Below are 16,929 nucleotides of genomic sequence, written 5' to 3' on the forward strand. Positions count from 1 at the left end.
CCGTCAAAGGCCGGAACCGGCGACAGGGGTGGCGGCAACGGCCGGCGATGCCGGATACAGGGGCCGTGGCGACCATTCGCCGCCGGCGATGCGCCCGTTCAGGCTGAAGGAATTGACCGCGTCGATGTCGACCTCCACCATCCGGCCCGCGGCATCCGCAGGCGCCTCCACCACGACCGCCTGCATATAGGGCGAGCGGCCGACCATCTGCCCGGCATGGCGGCCGGGCCGTTCCAGCAGCACCGGCAGCCGCCGGCCCACCATGCGGGCATTGAAGCCGCGCTGCTGCGCCGACAGCAGATCCTGCAGCCGGTGCAGTCGCTCGGATTTCACGTCCTCAGGCACCTGATCGCCCAGATCGGCGGCCGGGGTGCCGGGGCGCGGGCTGTATTTGAACGAATAGGCCGAGGCGTAATCCACCCGTTCCACCAGTTGCAGGGTCGCCTCGAAATCGGCATCGGTCTCGCCGGGGAAGCCGACGATGAAATCGCCCGACATCGCCATGTCGGGGCGCACCGCCCGCAGCCGGTCGATGACCTTCAGATAATCGGCCACGGTGTGCTTGCGGTTCATCGCCTTCAGCACCCGGTCGGAACCCGACTGCACCGGCAGATGCAGATAGGGCATCAGTTCGGGCACGTCGCGATGGGCCAGGATCAGATCGCCGCCCATGTCGCGCGGATGCGAGGTGGTATAGCGGATGCGGGCGATGCCATCGATCGCGGCGATCGCGCGCGACAGCCGCGCCAGCGTCCAGTCTCCATCGGGCCCGGCGCCACCCGCACCACCGCCCGCCGCCGGCGCGGCGCCGTGATAGGCATTGACGTTCTGGCCCAGCAGCGTCACCTCGCGCACACCCTGAGACGCCAGCGCCCGGATCTCGTCCAGGATCGCCTGCGCCGGACGGCTGTATTCGGCGCCACGGGTATAGGGCACCACGCAGAAGGTGCAGAACTTGTCGCAGCCCTCCTGCACCGCCACGAAGGCGGTATGGCCGTGGCGGCCAGGTGTGGCGCCCGGCAGGTGATCGAACTTGGCCTCGGTCGGGAAATCGGTTTCCACCACCGCCTGGCCACGGGTGGCGCGTTCCACCATATCGGCCAGCCGGTGATAGGTCTGCGGTCCGAAGACGATATCCACAAACGGCGCGCGGGCGCGGATCTCGGCGCCCTCGGCCTGGGCCACGCAACCGCCCACCGCGATCAGCCGGCCATCGGGCCCGCCAGCCGCGCGCAGCCGCCCCAGATCGGAATAGACCTTCTCCGCCGCCTTTTCGCGGATATGGCAGGTGTTCAGGATCACCAGATCCGCGTCTTCCGCCACCTCGGTCGACGAAAAGCCCTGGGCGGCCAGAACATCCGACATGCGCTCGCTGTCATAGACGTTCATCTGGCAGCCATAGGTCTTGATATACAGCTTCTTCGTCACCCTCGCCTCGGGCCTTCACGTTGATGCGGCGCCGCGATCGGCCCCGTCCCTGCTTCTGTGTCCGTTCATCGATGATGTGAACGATGCCGTCATCCGCCCGACAGAATATCAGTCGCGGTCCCGCCGCTTCAAGCGGCTCACCTGACGCGATCCTCCGCATGGGGGGTTTCGGCCGCGTCCGGAAGGGGCTCATCGGGATCGGCGGCGTCGATTTCCTGCGGGTCCAGCGGCTCGTCCTCTTCCGCCACCTCGATCGCGCCGCCTTCCACCGCCGGGCCGCGCTGGGCGAGGGCCTGACCGATCAGGGCCAGCGCCGCGGTCGACCGCCCGGCCAGTGCCTGCGCCACGCCCGCCGAAACCGCCTGTTCGCAATGCCGCGCCAGGGCCTTGCGGTCGCGGAAATCATCGATCGTAACCGGCGGGTGGAAAATCAGTTCCACCCGCGCCGGGCCCAGGGTCAGCGCATTCCACAGATGTCCCGCCAGATCCATGTCGCCATACCAGGCATAGGCCGGGCGCAGCCGGCGGCCCATCGGCATACCACGGACGTGGGTATAGGCCAGCGACACCGGCTGCACCACCAGCGCCCGGCCACGCGGCCGCCGGTCGGCGACCGAGAAGAACGCGGTGCGGAAGGGCAGCACCCGCAGGCCGTCATTGCTGGTGCCTTCGGGAAACAGGATCAGCCGGTCGCCGGCCTCCAGCCGCTTTGCCACCTCATCGGCCTGTTCGGCCGTGCGGCTGCGCTGGCGCTGCACGAAAACCGTGCGCTGCAGCTTGGCCAGCAGACCATAGAGCGGCCAGTCCGCCACCTCGCTCTTGGCGATGAACGAGCCGTTGATCACCGCCCCCAGGATCGAGATGTCCAGATATGAGGTGTGATTCGCGATGAACAGCGCCGGATGGTCGCGCACCGGGGTGCCGACGATATCGATGTCGAAGCCCATCAACCGGCAGGTCAGGCGGTGATAGAACCGCGGAAACCGGTTGGCCGCCGACAGCTTCAACGCCACCAGCAGCGCCTGCACGGGGATCAGCACCGTCGTCAGCGCAAGATAGATCGGCAGCAGCAGGGCTGCGCGGAACCAGCCGGTCATACGCCCTCGTCGCCGCCCTTCGGCCGCACCCGGCCCGAGCCGCCCTCATAGCGGTCGCGATACCGGCCGGTGATCAGGTCGCTCTTGACGATCATGCAGATGTCGGTGGTGTTGAACTGTTTGTCGACCACGGCGCCGTCGCCCACGAAACCGCCCAGCCTGAGATAGCCCTTCACCAGCGGCGGCAGCTGGGCCAGCGCGCGGGCGACCGGCAGATCGTCCTTCGCCACCAGATCCATCGAGACATAGCGTTCCGGCACCGCCACCGGCCGCAGCGCCTCGGGCGCCAGATGGTGGTGATAGAGATAGGCAAGCTGGGTCTTCAGCGTGTCGATATCGGTGCCGTCCAGGCTGGCGCAGCCGAACATGAGCTGGATGTCGTAATGCTCAAGATACAGCGCGATGCCGCGCCACAGCAGTTGCATGGTCGCCCGGTTGCGGTATTCGGCGGCAACGCAGGACCGGCCGAGTTCCAGCACCTCGCCATCCACCGACAGCAGCGGGCTGATGTCGAATTCGTCGGCGGTATAGAAGCGGCCATGGACATCGGCGGCCGACCGGCGCAGCAGCCGGTAGGTGCCGACCACCGTCGGCCGGCCGCTCGGATGCGCATCGTCGATCACCAGCAGATGGTCGCAGACGTCGTCGAACGCATCGAGATCGCGCTTGGCCGCGGCCATTTCCGGGCTGGGCTTGGCGTGACGCTCTTCGTAGAAGACGTGATAGCGCAGGCGCTGGGCCGCCTCGATGTCGTCGGCACCATCCGCGAGGCAGACCCGCAGATTGCCGGAACGAAGGCCGAGGTCGGGGTTGAGAATGGCGGTCATCCGAACATGCCCTGAAGTCTCGCGGCGAGGGATCGCCGGCCATGTGGGGGAGGCGAGGCAGAGTGGCAGGGGCGGCGGCGTGCCGGCCCGGCGGCCGGTCGGACGGCGTCGGGCTGGCACATCACCGCCATCCGTCAGGCCGATCCCTTGTCCGAGCCGTCGTCCAAGGGCTGGTCCAACGGGATACCGTAAAGTTCCAGACGATGATCGACCAGGCGATAGCCGAGCTTGCGGGCGATCTCCTGCTGGAGACGCTCGATCTCGGTGTTCTGGAATTCGATCACGGTTCCGTTGCGCATGTCGATCAGGTGATCGTGATGCTCTTCGGGAATGGTTTCATAGCGCGCTCGACCGTCGCCGAAATCATGCCGTTCCAGAATGGTCGCCTCCTCGAACAGCCGCACCGTCCGATAAACGGTGGCGATGCTGATGCGGGGATCGATGGCACTGGCACGGCGGTGCAGTTCTTCGGCATCCGGGTGGTCATCGGCTTCCGACAGCACGCGGGCGATCACCCGGCGCTGGTCGGTCATCTTCAGACCCTTATCGAGACACAGACGCTCCAGTCGCGACATCTCCAAGATGGCCTGGCTCCTTGGGTGGACAGGGGACACTACACACGGATGGTCTGCGCCTGGCGCTTCTGCGCGGTCCCGGACGGGGCCGCCGTCGCGGCGCGATCGCCGTGGGGCACTGCATATGCCCCAACCTACGGCCGCATGCGCGTCAGCCCCGGATCGCCTCACCTGCGCAAGACAACCGGACCCGAACGACGCATATCCGGCACCGCCCGAACCGGCGGCACCGTCACGGTCACCACTCCCGAACAACCGGTACCGGCATCGAACGGCCGGCACCACTGTATCGGAATGCTGGCGTCATTATCGGACAGCCGGCAGGCAACGACAAGCGGCGGGCGCAATTTCTGCGCCCGCAGCCCGTTATCCTGCCATGGCAGCCGTGGTCAGTCCTGATCGCCGCGGCCGCGACGACCAAGGCCGATGCGCTTGGCCAGGTCGCTGCGCTGGCGGGCATAGCCGGGGGCGACCATCGGATAGTCGTCGGCCAGGCCCCAGCGGCGCCGATACTCTTCCGGCGTCATGTCATAGGCGGTCTTGAGATGGCGCTTCAGCATCTTCAGCTTCTTGCCGTCCTCAAGGCAGATGATGTACTCGTCATGTACCGACTTGCGGATCGCGACGGCGGGCGTCGGCCGCTGCTCTTCCTCGCGCGGCTCCGGCTCGCGGCCGAGCCCGGCGAGGCTCTGATAGACCTCGCCGATCAGCTGGGGCAGTTCGCCGGCCGACACGGTATTGTTCGCGACATGCGACGACACGATCTGTGCCGTCAGCGAGAGAAGATCGAGCGGGCTCGGATTTTCGGCCATGGTAGGGTCTGGACCTCGGTGTCTCGGGCGGAGATCAAAGCGGCCGTGTCGGCTGAGGGCGAACGACGGCGCGATCCTTTGACCAGGATGACGGTGACGAGGATGAACATCGGAAGCACGATGCCGGCGTGGCTCAGGTCCGCACCGGGGCGCCCGTGGGGGGTGCCCGGCCGACATGCGTCGGCACCTCGCATTCCGAGACGACGACCGGACGGTTCACAATGAAACCAAGTGCAGATCGCTTTCTCGACGTCACGCATCATGTCTGCCCGATGACGTTTGTCAAAACAAAATTAATGATCGGGAAGATGTCCGCCGGCGAAATTGGCGAAGTCCGCTTGAATGGCGGCGAGCCGCTGGAAAACGTACCTCGCTCCGTCGTGGAACTGGGCCATCAGATCGTGGCGCTGAACGAGGAAGCCGGCAGCCCCGGGGTCTGGCGGCTGCTGTTCAAGGTCAGTGGATGATCACGAGATCTGCATCGGCGCGTCGTCGACCGTCAAGGCCAGCGCCATGACTTCGGCATCGGCCGGCGCCTGTTTACCACGGGCATAGTAACCACGCCGCCGGCCCACTGTTGTGAAGCCGGCTTTCTGGTAAAGCCCCCGTGCCGCCGGATTATCCGCCGCGACCTCAAGCAGGAGCCGTTCGGCGCCACGGGCCGCGGCCCAGATCGCGGCCCCGTCCAGCAGCAGCAGGCCCAGCCCCTGGCGCCGGACCCGGGGATCGACCGCGATGGTCAGGATTTCCGCCTCGCCCGCCGCAGCCTGGATCAGAACCATGCCGGTCGGCGCATCGGTGCCCGCATCCATTGTGCCCGCATCCCGTGTACCCGCGTCCAGTGCCGGCCATGCCGCCAGTCCGGCCACCGTGTCCAGATCCAGCAGCCGGGCGATCGCCACCGCATCCCAGGGGCTGTCCCAGGGATCGTTGAACGCTTTGGCATGCAGATCGGCCATCACCGCCGCATCGGCAGCGGCGATCGGTCGCAGGCACGCGCCGGCGGGCGACGTGGTTGTGACGGGCGGAGGGGGCATGACGGGCGGGGGGGTCATGACGGCGTCTCGATGCCGCTCGGTGCCGGCGGCAGCGCGTCGGGTGCGCGCAGATACAGTGGCGATGGCGGCAGCGCCCCTGGGTCGGGCCGGCCGTGCCGGCGACCATGCGCATCGGCCAGCGCCACCAGATCGGCGGCATCGGGCTGGCCATGGCCATGGGGCAGGTCGGGACGGATCAGCCGTGCCGCCAGATCGGCCGGCAGCAGCGGCGCCAGCAGGGCGGCCCCCGCCCCCACCGCCAGCGCCGGCCGGGCGATCAGCGATGCGGCGGCGGCCTCAGGCGTCAGCGCCTCGGCGATGCCGGCACGGCCCTCTGCGTCCACGCGCTGCACATAAACCTCGCCGCGTCGGGCATCGATCACCGCCATGACATCCCGGTCGGTGGCGCCGGCACCGGATGTGGCCACGGCCCCCGCCGCCAGCAGCTCCAGCGAGGTCACCCCCAGCAGGGCGGCACCGCTGGCCAGCGCCAGGCCACGCGCGAAACCCAGGCCGATCCGCACGCCGGTGAAGGTGCCGGGACCGCGTGTGACCGCGATCAGGTCGATCGCGTCGGCGGCCAGCCCCGCCGCGGCCAGCACGTCACGTGCCGCCGGCGCCAGCTTTTCCGCCGCCGCCCGCGCATCGGCCAGAAACACCCGCGCCAGCACCACACCGCCCCGCCCCGCCGCCACCGACATGGCGCCGGCGCAGGTATCGATGGTCAGGCATGTCGTTGCGGCACTGCCGGTGGTCATCTGCGGAAATCACTCATCGGCCAAACAAGATCACGGGCATGTCCGTGTCCAAGCACATGCTGCCCAGTGCAATATGCTCTGTGCTAGGGTGCCCTCGCCGCATAGCACGGACGGATCATGAGATGTTAGAAGAAATCCTGAGCGATCGGGACGGTGTCGAGCTGGACATCGCCTATGCCACGCCCGCCAACTTCACCGGCCGGCCGATTTATGGCCGCGCCGCCTGCTTCCTGCACCCGGAAGCCGCCGCGGCGATGCGCCGCGCCATCGCCATCGCCGCCCGCCATGGTCTGCGCTTCCGCATCTACGACGCCTTCCGCCCGTCGGAGGCGCAGTGGAAATTGTGGGAGCACACCCCCGACCCCGATTTCGTGGCCGATCCGCGCCGCGGCTCGCCGCATTCGCGCGGCGCCGCGGTCGACCTGACCCTGATCGACGCCGCCGGCCGGGCGCTCGACATGGGCACGCCCTTCGACGACTTCTCCACCATGTCCTATCACGGCGCCGCCGGCCTGTCGGTCGAGGCGGAGCGCAACCGGCTGTTGCTGATGGGCATCATGACCACCGCCGGTTGGGATTTCTATCGGCACGAATGGTGGCATTATCAGTTGTTCGATGCGCGGCGCCTGCCGGCCTTGTCCGACAGCGCCGCCGGTACCCGGCTGATGCCCGTCTGAACCGGCCGAACCGCCAACCACCACATCATCGCCGACCACCACCCAATCGTCAGGCAGAACGGAGACGCGCCCCTATGTCGATCGAAGGACGCAAGCTGCTGATCACCGGCGGTACCGGCGCGCTGGGCCGCGCGGTTGCCGCCATGGCGCTGGAGCGTGGCGCCGCCGTGGCCGCGAGCTATCTTCTGCCGGCGGAATGCACCGCGGCCGAGGCAGCCTTTGGCGGGCGGGTGGTGCTGGTGGCGGCCGATCTGGCCGACGAGGCGCAGACCCTGGCCGCCGCCGATGCCGCCGCCGGCATGCTGGGCGGGCTCGACGGCGTGATCGCCATCGCCGGCGGCTTCGATATGGGGCCGGTCGCCGATGTCGACGGCGCCCGCTTCGATGCCCTGCTGTCGACCAATGCCCGCAGCCTGTATCACACCGTGCGCGCCACCCTGCCGCATCTGCGGGCCGCCGGTGGCGGCAGCATCGTCACCATCGGCGCCCGCCCCGCCGTGGCCGGCGCCGCCGATATGGCGGCCTATGCCGCGTCAAAATCGGCGGTGATGTCGCTGACCCAGAGCCTGGCGCAGGAATTGCTGCCCCGGAAGATCCGGGTCAACGCGGTGCTGCCGTCGATCATCGACACCCCGGCCAACCGTGCGGCCATGCCCGATGCCGATCATGGCGCCTGGGTCACGCCCGAAGCCCTGGCCCGTGTCATCCTGTTCCTGACCTCGGCCGAGGCCGCGGCGGTCAGCGGCGCGCTGATCCCGGCCTATGGCCATGCGTGATCCGGGCGGCGGCGCGCCGCCGCCACAGACACCGGACCGCCCGTCGGCGGGTGGGCGGGCCCTGGTGCTGATCCCGCCGGGCAAGCGCGACCGGCTGGGCGGCGGCCTTGCGCCCGACAGCCTGTTGGCCCGGCTGCGGAAGGCCGGCTTCCGCCCCGACATGCCCGATCTGGACAGCCCCGACGCCTTTCCCGATGCCATCCGCGCCGCCGCCGGCAGCGATGATCCGCCGGCGCTGGTGCTGGTGGGCGGCGGCGACGGCACATTGTCGGCGGTGGCCGATGCCATGGCCGATACCGGGCTGACCCTGGGCATCCTGCCGCTTGGCACCGCCAACGATCTTGCCCGCACGCTGGGCCTTCCGTTCGATCCGGCCGCGGCGCTGGAGGTGGCGCTGACCGGGCGCCGGCGATCGATCGATATCGGCACCATCGATGGTCGCGGTTTCTTCAACGTGGCCAGCATCGGCCTGTCGGTCGATGTGGCCGATGCGCTCGACAGCCGCGAAAAGCGCCGGCTGGGCATCGGCGCCTATATTCCGGCGCTGTTCCGGGTGATGACCCGCCACCGCCGCTTCCGCGTGCGGCTGACGGTCGATGGCAGAAACGTCGAGATGCGGGCGGTGATGGTGGCGATCGGCAATGGCCGCCATCACGGCGGGGGCTTGACGGTATCGGCCGGCGCCACCATCGATGATGGCATGCTCGACGTCTATGTGATCGAACCGGTGTCGCATTGGCGGATGGCGCTGATGCTGCCGGCCTTGCGGCTGGGCACTGCCGGACCCTGGATGGGGGTTCACCGGCTGTCGGGCAGAACGGTGCGCGTCGAGACCCCGGCCAAGCCCAAGCGGGTCAATGTCGATGGCGAGATCCTGACCCGCACCCCGGCCGAATTCGGCGTGCGCGCCGGTGCCGTGTCGGTGGTGACCCCCGATCGCCCGGCCGCCGACCTGCCCGGCACCAGCCCGGTGCGGTCGCTGGCCGGCGACCGCAGCATCGCCGGTGATACGCGGTCGCGCGATGCGCCGGCCGGGAACCTGCCCATGTTGAGCGATAAGGAGGCTGCGATGTCCGCCGAAGATGAACGCCTTGCCGCCGAGATCGAGATCGCGCTTCAAGATATGGCGCGTGCGGCGCGCGAGGGCGAGGCCCTCACCCGCCGCATGGCCGAAAGCCCGTATGCGGGCTTCAGCGACACAGTGATCGCGGCTCTGGGCCAGATCGGTGCCGACTGGGCGCGGATCGCCGTGGTTGCCGATGACGCGCTCGATGCGATGGACCTGCCCACCCGCGACGCCGACGACGACCGCGCGCTGATCGAGGATGTGGTCGACTGGCTGGAAGGGCTGGTCGGCATGCCGGTGGAAACCCGGGCCAGCCAGCGGCTGCATCATGCCGCCGCCCGGATCGAGGTGGCGATCGACGAGGTCCGGCGCGCGGGCGACCCGGCCTCGGCCGATGCCGCCACCATTGCCTATGACGATGCCTGGCGGCTGATCGACACCGCCCTGCCGGCACCGGTCGAGGGTGCCGAGGACTGAACGGCACAACGCCCGCCCGACAGATGTGCCAGGGCGGGCGTTGCTTGTGGGCGGGCGTTGCTTATGGGCGTCTGGGCGTCAGGTTCCAGAGGTCGGGCCAACCGGCATCAGGCCTGGCGAACCTCGATCACCTCCGGCACATAATGCTTCAGCATCGTCTCGATGCCGTTCTTCAGCGTCATGGTCGAACTGGGGCAGCCCGAGCAGGCGCCATGCATCTGCAGATAGACGATGCCGTCCTCGAAGCCCTCGAACACGATGTCGCCGCCATCCTGGGCGACGGCGGGGCGCACGCGGGTATCGATCAACTCGCGGATGGTGGCCGAGACCTCGTCATCCCCGGCGCCGCCGGCAGCGGCGGCCTCGGCCGCGCCCTCTTCGGTCAGCACCGGCCGGCCGCTGGTGAAATGCTCCATGATGTCCGACAGGATCATCGGCTTCAGCAGCATCCAGTCGGCGGCGTCCGACTTGGTCACCGACACGAAATCGGTGCCCAGATAAATGCCCTCGATGCCGTCGATGGCAAGCAACGTGGTCGCCAGCGGCGAGCGGCTGGTATCGTCGCCGCGCGCGAACTGGGCACCACCCGTGGCCACGTCACGGCCGGGCAGGAACTTAAGGGTCAGCGGATTGGGCGTCCGCTCGGTCTGGATGAACATCGGACCTGGTCCTCATTGGCGGCCGCAATCGGATGCTGCGGGCTTCGTATCCATCGCGTCGGCCCCCGGCCTTGCGGGGCGCGGATCTGCGACCGGATCGCATCGGATCCCGGGGCCACGGCGCTCGCCAACGATTTGGCACTAAATTGGTCCAGTATCAAGAGTCCTTCTCTCAGACCCTCTGCGCCGGATCGCCTGTGGCCGCATCCAGCCATTTCCACAGGAACAGCGTGTCGCATGGCCCCCCGTCGGGCATCAGCGCATAGCCGGGTACGATGCCGGTGGTCTGATAGCCATGGGCCGGATAGAACCGGGCCGCATCGCTCAAGGCATCGGTATCCAGCGTGATCAGCCGCCGGCCCATGGCCAGCGACGCCGCCTCGGCGGCAGCCAGCAGACGGCCGGCAATCCCCTGTCGGCGGGCCCGCGGATGCACCAGCAGCTTGGCGATATCCGACCGGTGCGGCTGGTTCTCGGTCCTGGCCGGCACCAGTTGGATGGTGCCGGTGGGGGTGGCGCCGGCCTCTGGCCGTGCCACCAGCAACACCCGGCCGCCTTGCGCCGCATCGCCTGCCACACCCTGCCAGAACGCACATGCGCGGGCATGGTTCAGCCCGGCCATGAAGCTGACCGAGGCACCGCCCGCGACACAGGCGACCAGAATATCGGCCAGCGCCGCCAGATCCTGATCGGACAATCCCCGATCGAGACGTTCGATGACCGGCACCGGCGCCGCCGTGTCATCTCCGCCACCCGCCTGCGTCTTCATGTCATCTCCCCCTCGACGGAACGCCTGCTGCACCCGATATACAGCCCAATTGATTTTTTATCACGGGCCCGCGAGCTTCTCCCGAGCTTCTCCCTTGGGGTGTTGCGCCTCGCTGCCGGCAGCAGGACATCGGATCGATGATGGAAGCCGAACGCCTCGACGACGCGACAATGCTGCGCACGGCCACGCCCATCCGCCGTTCCACGGTGGCGCCGGCCATGCTCGGTCCCGATCCGATCGCCGAATGGCTGGCCCAGGAAGGTCCCAGACTGCCGGTGGCGGAGCTCGTCGACGGGGTCGCGCGCCGGTTGGCGGCGGCTGGCGTGCCGATCGATCGCGCCAGCCTGCATCTGCGGCTGCTGGACCCGCAATTCCGGGGCGTGTCGGTGGAATGGCGCCCCGACCGGCCGGTGGAGGCGGTGCACCGTGTCCATGGCGTGGAATTGACCGACGCCTATCTGCGCAGCCCTTTTCAACTTGTGGTTGAACATGGCGCCGGGGTCCGCCGTCGCCTGACCGGCCCCGGCGCCCAGACCAGCGACTTCCCGATCCTGGTCGACCTGAAGGCCGAAGGCTTCACCGATTACGTGATGCTGCCGATCGCCTTCCATGACGGCACGCCCAATGCGCTGTCGGTGGCGACACTCACCCCCGGCGGCTTCACCGAAGGCGATCTGCGGCGGATATCGGCGCTGTTGCCGATCCTGACGCTGGCGGTTGAAATCGTCAGCCAGCGCGGGCAGGTCCGCACCCTGCTGAAGACCTATCTGGGCGATGATCCGGGCGAACGGGTGCTGGCCGGCACCATCAAGCGCGGCGATGTCGAACGGATGAACGCCGCGATCTGGTTTTCCGATCTGCGCGGCTTCACCGCCATGTCCGAACGCCTGCCACCCGAAGTGTTGATCGCCACCCTGAACGAGCATTTCGAGGTGATGGCCGCGGCCATCACCGCCCATGGCGGCCAGGTGATGAAGCTGATCGGCGATGGCGTGCTGGCGGTGTTTCCCACCCATTTGCATGATGGCGCCTGTCCGTTCGCGGGCTGTGCGGCGCTGGATGCCGCGCGCGATGCCGAACGCGGTATGGCCGCGCTGAACGCGCGCCGCGCTGAGCGCGGCGACGAGGCGCTGAGCTATGGGCTTGGCCTGCATGCGGGCGAGGTGCTCTATGGCAATATCGGCGCGCCCGACCGACTGGACTTCACCGTCATCGGCCAGGCGGTCAATCAGGCCAGCCGGCTGGAGGTTCTGGCCCGCGACCTTGGCCAGACGATCGCGATTTCATCCACCATCGCCGATGCCGTGGCCATGATCGGCCGGCCGCTCACGCCGCTCGGCCGCTTCCAGCTGCGCGGGCTTGCCGCCGAGGAAGAGGTCTATACCCTGCCCCAACTGGCCTGATCCGCGCCGGCCCACCTGATCCGGACCCCGGCCGGCCAGCCGAGCCCGGCCTCAGTTAAACCTGTCCTCTAAACCTGTCCTCGGGCAGCTTCAACTCGGCCGGCGACTGGCCCAGGATCCAGCCCTCAACCGTCACCACCGGCGCCACACGCGGCTCGCCGGTCGGGCGGTCGCCGGCCAGAACCTGCAGCATGCCCATCATGCCGATCACCGCGTCGAAGCGGTCCTCGCCGGCCGCGACGTCACCGAAGCCGTCGCCAAGCTCGGCCACAAGATCGATATCCAGGGTCAGGCCCATGCGGCGCCCGGCCTCGATCAGCATCGGCGCATTGGCGGCCCGATCATCGCGGTTGCGCTTGCTGCCCCGGCCATTGCCGGCATTGCGGCCCATGCGCACGCCCAGATGTCGGTGAAACTCGGCCGGATAGGCCTCGACCAGCGTCACCGCGTTATTGGCCAGCAGGCTGTCGAGCGGCCCGTCGAACGGCCACAGGCCCAGCCGCCCGGCCTCACCTTTCGTCAGCAGCAGGTGCCGCCAGGCATGGGCGGCCGCCCGCCCCACCTGCGCCGGTCCCATGGTCCAGAACAGCGGCGCCGCCGCGCGACGGGCGGTGGTGGCATGGTCGCAGATCCGGCGCAGATCGTCCGGCCCGTCCAGGCCCAGCCGAGCAGCCAGGGCCGCCGGCCCCCCCTTGCCGATGCCCATGGATCGGGAGCCGGCGCGGCGCGGAAAGAACGGTCGTGACAGCGACACCTCGTCCAGCGTCGCCGCCGGGTCCAGGGCCGCCGCCCAATCCGGATCGCTGGCGATGCGGGCGATCGCCTCGCGGAAGCCGGTGACACCGATCCGCTCGGCATAGCCGGCCGGCAGGCCCAGCACCACATCCAGCCCCAGCATCACCCGGCCGCCCCCGGCACGCGCGATCAGCCGGTCGATCAGGCTGTCGACCGGCCCTACGGGTTCGGGCGGTCCGGCCAGATAGCCACCATCGGGTTGGCGCGCCGCCACCGCCATCCAGCGCTTGCGGGCATCCACACTCCAATCGGCATGCACCACCAGTTGTGGCGGTGTGGCGCAAGGCCCTCCCGGCACATCAAGGCCGGCGGCCAGGGCCAGACGGTTGGCGGCCGGCGCGGGTGTGAAAACCTCCTGCTCGCGCGCCGAGCCGCGCAGTTGCACGTGGCCCAGAGACCGCCAGGCGGCACTGGCCCGCCTCGCGAACAGGCCGCTGGCGATGATCCGATGGCCCATCGATTTGGTCAGGCCCTCCAGCCGCGCCGCCTCGTTGATCGACCGGTCGATGGCGGTGAACTGCAGGCGCTCGGCGGTGCCGATATTGCCGAACATCACCCGCCCCAGATGCAGGCCGATGCCGAAATCCATCGCCACCTCGCCATCGGCGCGCCGCGCGCGGTTCCACTGCTCCAGCCGGCGCTCGGCATCGCGGGCGGCGGCAAGCGCCGCGTCGCAGGCGGATTCAACATCATCGCCGAAACTGGCCAGCGGAAAGATCGCCAGCACACTGTCGCCCATCAGGGTCAGCACCTCGCCGCCGGCGCCCAGCACCGGTTCGGCGGCACATTCGAAATAGCGGTTCACCAGTTCCATGAACCTGGTCACGCCCAGCTTCTCGGCCATGCCGGTCGATCCGCGCAGGTCCGACAGGAAGATCGCGGCCGGGATCAGTTCGCCGTCGCCGCGCCGGATCTGCCCCGACAGCACCCGGCGGCCGGCGTGGTTGCCCAGATAGGTCATCGCCACGGTTTCCGCCACCTGGGCCGTGAAGGCCAGCCGGCAGGCCAGGGCAAGCTGCACCTGCAGCGCGTCCAGCACCGACAGGTCCAGATCGGAGAACCCGTCGGCGGCATCGGTGGTCCACGACGCGATCACGCCATTGCCCTCGGCGCCGCCGCCGAACGCGGTCGCGGCTGCCAGATAATCGGTGGTGCCCTCCGCCATCAGGTCGTTCAGCACCTCGAAATCGCGGGGCGCGTCGGGGTCGATCAGGCGGCGGCGCAGGCGTGGCACGTTGTTGGTCAGCATGTAGTTGAACGGCGAGCGTTTCCACACCTCGGAAAGCCCCGCCAGCTCATGCGACATCACCATCCGCTCTACCGGATGGCCCCGCTGCCACAGGAACGAAACCGCGGCGATCAGCGGGTGCAGGGTGCGGAAGGCGATATAGGCGCGCTTCACCGGCACGCCACGCGCGGCCAGACCGGCCGACATGCCCTCGAACACGGCCTCGAAGCCGCCGGCATGCAACAGGTCGCGGGCCATGCGATCGGCGACCGCCGCCACGATGCCGGCGGCCACCGGGTCCAACTGGCCCGACAGGCCCGGCACATCCGCCGCCTTCAACCCGACAAACGACCGTCTCAGCCGGGCCTGATTGGGGAGATCCTCGCCGTTCGGCGCCGTCTGGCCCTGCCCGTTCGCCGAGAAGCCGGCCATCGGCGTGCCGTCCGCCGACGGGGTGTCCCTCGGCGGCGGCGTCGCCAGGGCACCGTCGATCGGGGGGGCAACCCTCCGCATATCCGTCGTGGTGGGCGCGCGCCGCTTGCCGCCACGGCGCGGGGGTGCCGGTTGATCACTCATCGGCCGCTCCTGATCGCGGCGCGCACAAGGCGCACGAAACTCTGGGTGCCGATGGCGATCACCTTGCCGCCCGCCACAGGTCTCTGGTCATCCATTCCGGCGCCATCATACAACAGCCGGGCCATGGCCGGGACATCGTCGTGATCCAGTGGCCCCAGAGCAGGTGCCTTGAGCGGTCCATCAGCCTGCGAAAGCGCCAGCAACCGCCGATGCGCGCCAGCCCCCGCGCGCAACGCGCCACGCCGGCCAGCCAGCACCACCCCACGTGGCGCCAGTCCCGCCTCGGCCAGGTTTGTGGCCAATCCGGCCACGTCCTTGTCATCGGTCACCGACAGCAGGGCGCGGAAGCCGCGCGCGGCCAGCCATCGCAGCCGTGGCACATCCAGGCTCGCCGCCTGCACAGCCGCCTCCCAGGCCACGATCCCGCCGGCCCATGGCGCCTCCCCCCAGGAGGGCAGGCCACGTGCCGCATCGTCCAGCGCCGCCACCACCACCGGGGCCGCCGGATCGATGCCGTCGCCCGCCAGCGCCGCCAGCGCCATCGCCCGGTTATGCGCCAGCCATGGTGGTGGATGGCCGGCATGCCCGGGCATGGTGACGGGTGGCGCCACCACCCGCGCGCCGCCGGTATCGATGCCCGCCCGCCGGCCGGCCCGATCCGCCTGATCCGACAGGATCAGCCGCTGGCAGCGATGGCGGATGTCCAGCTTGGCGCGGGCGACATCGTCGATGCCGGGGCCCAGCCGGTCCAGATGCTCGGGCAGGATGGCGGTGACCACGCCGATGGCCGCCGCCAGCCGCCCCGCCTCGTCGTCGGCGGCTCCCAGCCCGGTTTCCAGCACCAGCCGGTCGACCGCCGATCGGCGGGCATGGACCAGCGCCAGCAGCAGGAACTGACCGAAGGGCGACAACGCCTCGCCCGCCGGCAGCGATGCCTCCACGGCCCGCAGGCCTGCCGCCAGCATCTGAAAGGCGCCGACCGCGTCGGCCGGCGCAATCACGGTGCCATCGATCCGGATGCGGTCGAGCGGGGTCATGTCTTCGGGCGAGGTGAACAGCAGGGTGCGGCGGCCGGCGGCGGTCTGGCCGGCGGCGATCAGCCGGGCGGTGCTGCCCTTGCCCTTCGATCCGGTCACCAGGATCACCCGGCCGGGATCGGGGATCAGGTCATGGCGGCGGGCCAGATCCAGCAGCCGCTCGGGCCGGCGGTGCAGCCGGTCGAGCGCCCGCCCGCCCGCCCATTGTCCCCCGGCGTCTTCTCCCCCGGCGTCGCGCGCGGCCTGTCGCAGATGGCTGCGATAGATCGTATCCAACAGGGTTGAGACGCCCGCCTCCACACCAGACATGCCGATGCCCGCGGCACCACCATCCGGATCAGGGATGACGGCGCCGCGGGCATCGGGCAGATCAGGCATCGGACAGATCGGGCGATGGTTCGGCGATCAGCCGACGACCGACTGGATCCACTTGGCCAGTTCGCTCTTCGGCAGCGCGCCGACCTTGGTCGCCGCGATCTGGCCGCCCTTGAACACCATCAGGGTCGGGATGCCGCGCACCCCGTATTTCGACGGGGTCTGCGGGTTGTGGTCGATGTTCAGCTTGGCGACGGTGAGCTTGCCATCGAATTCCTTCGACAGATCCTCCAGCGCCGGGGCGATCATCCGGCACGGGCCGCACCACTCGGCCCAGTAATCGACCAGGACGGGCGTTTCGGACTTCAGCACGTCCTGCTCGAACGAGCTGTCGGTGACGGTCGCGATGGCCATGGGAGCTATCCCCTCAAATCGTGTGCAGCCGCGGTGCCGCCCCAGCGCATCGGCTGGGGCAGAGGCCGCCACGGCCCGCCATGGACCCGTCGGGCCGCATGGTCTGATGACGGTCCGTCCGTGTGCCGCTCCCCGCCCATGACCATCATGGGGTCGCATGTCGGAGCAGCGGCCGGCGGGCGCGCTTGGCTCAATGTAGAAAG

General features: G+C 69.2%; 17 protein-coding genes. 5 read left to right on the forward strand and 12 right to left on the reverse strand.

Annotated features, from left to right (window positions below):
• Window positions 1-3: 3 nt before the first annotated feature.
• The 5 genes from miaB to WG924_RS23885 all read right to left on the reverse strand — a co-directional run bounded on the left by miaB (window position 4) and on the right by WG924_RS23885 (window position 4,739).
• Complete coding sequence (gene miaB / locus WG924_RS23865; RefSeq protein ID WP_345935548.1) at window positions 4-1,428, reverse strand: tRNA (N6-isopentenyl adenosine(37)-C2)-methylthiotransferase MiaB; 1,425 nt, start codon at window positions 1,426-1,428, stop codon at window positions 4-6.
• A 137-nt stretch (window positions 1,429-1,565) separates the two neighbouring features.
• The gene (locus tag WG924_RS23870) at window positions 1,566-2,525 is read right to left on the reverse strand and encodes a lysophospholipid acyltransferase family protein (RefSeq protein ID WP_345935549.1); all 960 of its coding nucleotides are present in this window, start codon (window positions 2,523-2,525) and stop codon (window positions 1,566-1,568) included.
• Window positions 2,522-3,352, reverse strand: a complete 831-nt coding sequence (locus tag WG924_RS23875) for a GNAT family N-acetyltransferase (protein WP_345935550.1) — start codon at window positions 3,350-3,352, stop codon at window positions 2,522-2,524. Before WG924_RS23875 ends, WG924_RS23870 begins: the two co-directional genes overlap by 4 nt.
• Window positions 3,353-3,486: 134 nt before the next feature.
• Window positions 3,487-3,927, reverse strand: coding sequence for a Fur family transcriptional regulator (locus tag WG924_RS23880; RefSeq protein ID WP_188576431.1), 441 nt, complete (start codon window positions 3,925-3,927; stop codon window positions 3,487-3,489).
• A gap of 389 nt (window positions 3,928-4,316) precedes the next feature.
• On the reverse strand, window positions 4,317-4,739 hold the full coding sequence (locus tag WG924_RS23885; RefSeq protein WP_188576334.1) for a Ros/MucR family transcriptional regulator: 423 nt from the start codon (window positions 4,737-4,739) through the stop codon (window positions 4,317-4,319).
• 221 nt (window positions 4,740-4,960) lie between these two features.
• Between WG924_RS23885 and WG924_RS23890 the strand changes: the two genes are divergently transcribed.
• Window positions 4,961-5,206: a sulfurtransferase TusA family protein gene (locus tag WG924_RS23890; RefSeq protein WP_345935551.1), complete on the forward strand. Its 246-nt coding sequence runs from the start codon at window positions 4,961-4,963 to the stop codon at window positions 5,204-5,206.
• Here the strand turns inward: WG924_RS23890 and WG924_RS23895 are convergent, their stop codons facing one another.
• Complete coding sequence (locus WG924_RS23895) at window positions 5,207-5,698, reverse strand: GNAT family N-acetyltransferase (RefSeq protein WP_345935552.1); 492 nt, start codon at window positions 5,696-5,698, stop codon at window positions 5,207-5,209.
• A 92-nt stretch (window positions 5,699-5,790) separates the two neighbouring features.
• Window positions 5,791-6,534, reverse strand: a complete 744-nt coding sequence (gene tsaB, locus WG924_RS23900) for a tRNA (adenosine(37)-N6)-threonylcarbamoyltransferase complex dimerization subunit type 1 TsaB (RefSeq protein WP_345935553.1) — start codon at window positions 6,532-6,534, stop codon at window positions 5,791-5,793.
• 122 nt (window positions 6,535-6,656) lie between these two features.
• Here tsaB and ddpX point away from each other — a divergent pair, with 122 nt between their 5' ends.
• The 3 genes from ddpX (at window position 6,657) to WG924_RS23915 (ending at window position 9,530) form a co-directional block, all read left to right on the forward strand.
• The gene (gene ddpX, locus WG924_RS23905; protein WP_345935554.1) at window positions 6,657-7,211 is read left to right on the forward strand and encodes a D-alanyl-D-alanine dipeptidase; all 555 of its coding nucleotides are present in this window, start codon (window positions 6,657-6,659) and stop codon (window positions 7,209-7,211) included.
• Window positions 7,212-7,285: 74 nt separating this feature from the next.
• Entirely contained in the window at window positions 7,286-7,987 is a 702-nt protein-coding gene (locus WG924_RS23910; RefSeq protein WP_345935555.1) for an SDR family NAD(P)-dependent oxidoreductase, read from the forward strand.
• Entirely contained in the window at window positions 7,974-9,530 is a 1,557-nt protein-coding gene (locus WG924_RS23915) for a lipid kinase (protein WP_345935556.1), read from the forward strand. The genes WG924_RS23910 and WG924_RS23915 overlap by 14 nt, the downstream gene beginning before the upstream one ends.
• A gap of 107 nt (window positions 9,531-9,637) precedes the next feature.
• On the opposite strand, the gene WG924_RS23920 is transcribed toward WG924_RS23915, so the two are convergent.
• Together WG924_RS23920 and WG924_RS23925 are read right to left on the reverse strand one after the other, a co-directional pair.
• Window positions 9,638-10,189 (reverse strand): NifU family protein, encoded by a 552-nt coding sequence (locus WG924_RS23920; protein WP_188576328.1) that lies wholly within the window; start codon window positions 10,187-10,189, stop codon window positions 9,638-9,640.
• A 172-nt stretch (window positions 10,190-10,361) separates the two neighbouring features.
• A complete protein-coding gene (locus WG924_RS23925; RefSeq protein ID WP_345935557.1) occupies window positions 10,362-10,958 on the reverse strand; it encodes a GNAT family N-acetyltransferase in 597 nt (198 codons plus the stop codon).
• Window positions 10,959-11,095: 137 nt separating this feature from the next.
• On the opposite strand from WG924_RS23925, the gene WG924_RS23930 reads away from it, so the two are divergent.
• Window positions 11,096-12,361, forward strand: a complete 1,266-nt coding sequence (locus tag WG924_RS23930) for an adenylate/guanylate cyclase domain-containing protein (RefSeq protein ID WP_345935558.1) — start codon at window positions 11,096-11,098, stop codon at window positions 12,359-12,361.
• Window positions 12,362-12,416: 55 nt separating this feature from the next.
• Here the strand turns inward: WG924_RS23930 and WG924_RS23935 are convergent, their stop codons facing one another.
• From WG924_RS23935 to trxA, 3 genes are read right to left on the reverse strand one after another with little or no spacing between them, the layout of a single operon-like run.
• Window positions 12,417-14,960: an adenylate/guanylate cyclase domain-containing protein gene (locus WG924_RS23935; protein ID WP_345935560.1), complete on the reverse strand. Its 2,544-nt coding sequence runs from the start codon at window positions 14,958-14,960 to the stop codon at window positions 12,417-12,419.
• Window positions 14,957-16,375, reverse strand: coding sequence for a folylpolyglutamate synthase/dihydrofolate synthase family protein (locus tag WG924_RS23940; RefSeq protein WP_345935561.1), 1,419 nt, complete (start codon window positions 16,373-16,375; stop codon window positions 14,957-14,959). Before WG924_RS23940 ends, WG924_RS23935 begins: the two co-directional genes overlap by 4 nt.
• A 27-nt stretch (window positions 16,376-16,402) precedes the next feature.
• Window positions 16,403-16,726: a thioredoxin TrxA gene (gene trxA / locus WG924_RS23945; RefSeq protein ID WP_188576319.1), complete on the reverse strand. Its 324-nt coding sequence runs from the start codon at window positions 16,724-16,726 to the stop codon at window positions 16,403-16,405.
• Between the last annotated feature and the right edge of the window lie 203 nt (window positions 16,727-16,929).

The organism is Tistrella arctica, assembly GCF_039630945.1.
Lineage (GTDB): Bacteria > Pseudomonadota > Alphaproteobacteria > Tistrellales > Tistrellaceae > Tistrella > Tistrella bauzanensis.

What these genes read in the sequence shown, in the direction of transcription:
- WG924_RS23925 (WP_345935557.1), bottom strand. Translation starts at nt 10,958, where the DNA reads ATGAAGACGCAGGCGGGTGGCGGAGATGACACGGCGGCGCCGGTGCCG.
- WG924_RS23890 (WP_345935551.1), top strand. Translation starts at nt 4,961, where the DNA reads ATGAAACCAAGTGCAGATCGCTTTCTCGACGTCACGCATCATGTCTGC.
- WG924_RS23870 (WP_345935549.1), bottom strand. Translation starts at nt 2,525, where the DNA reads ATGACCGGCTGGTTCCGCGCAGCCCTGCTGCTGCCGATCTATCTTGCG.
- WG924_RS23880 (WP_188576431.1), bottom strand. Translation starts at nt 3,927, where the DNA reads ATGTCGCGACTGGAGCGTCTGTGTCTCGATAAGGGTCTGAAGATGACC.
- WG924_RS23935 (WP_345935560.1), bottom strand. Translation starts at nt 14,960, where the DNA reads ATGAGTGATCAACCGGCACCCCCGCGCCGTGGCGGCAAGCGGCGCGCG.
- WG924_RS23910 (WP_345935555.1), top strand. Translation starts at nt 7,286, where the DNA reads ATGTCGATCGAAGGACGCAAGCTGCTGATCACCGGCGGTACCGGCGCG.
- WG924_RS23920 (WP_188576328.1), bottom strand. Translation starts at nt 10,189, where the DNA reads ATGTTCATCCAGACCGAGCGGACGCCCAATCCGCTGACCCTTAAGTTC.
- trxA (WP_188576319.1), bottom strand. Translation starts at nt 16,726, where the DNA reads ATGGCCATCGCGACCGTCACCGACAGCTCGTTCGAGCAGGACGTGCTG.
- WG924_RS23885 (WP_188576334.1), bottom strand. Translation starts at nt 4,739, where the DNA reads ATGGCCGAAAATCCGAGCCCGCTCGATCTTCTCTCGCTGACGGCACAG.
- WG924_RS23915 (WP_345935556.1), top strand. Translation starts at nt 7,974, where the DNA reads ATGGCCATGCGTGATCCGGGCGGCGGCGCGCCGCCGCCACAGACACCG.
- tsaB (WP_345935553.1), bottom strand. Translation starts at nt 6,534, where the DNA reads ATGACCACCGGCAGTGCCGCAACGACATGCCTGACCATCGATACCTGC.
- WG924_RS23895 (WP_345935552.1), bottom strand. Translation starts at nt 5,698, where the DNA reads ATGGCCGATCTGCATGCCAAAGCGTTCAACGATCCCTGGGACAGCCCC.
- ddpX (WP_345935554.1), top strand. Translation starts at nt 6,657, where the DNA reads ATGTTAGAAGAAATCCTGAGCGATCGGGACGGTGTCGAGCTGGACATC.
- WG924_RS23930 (WP_345935558.1), top strand. Translation starts at nt 11,096, where the DNA reads ATGATGGAAGCCGAACGCCTCGACGACGCGACAATGCTGCGCACGGCC.
- WG924_RS23940 (WP_345935561.1), bottom strand. Translation starts at nt 16,375, where the DNA reads ATGCCTGATCTGCCCGATGCCCGCGGCGCCGTCATCCCTGATCCGGAT.
- WG924_RS23875 (WP_345935550.1), bottom strand. Translation starts at nt 3,352, where the DNA reads ATGACCGCCATTCTCAACCCCGACCTCGGCCTTCGTTCCGGCAATCTG.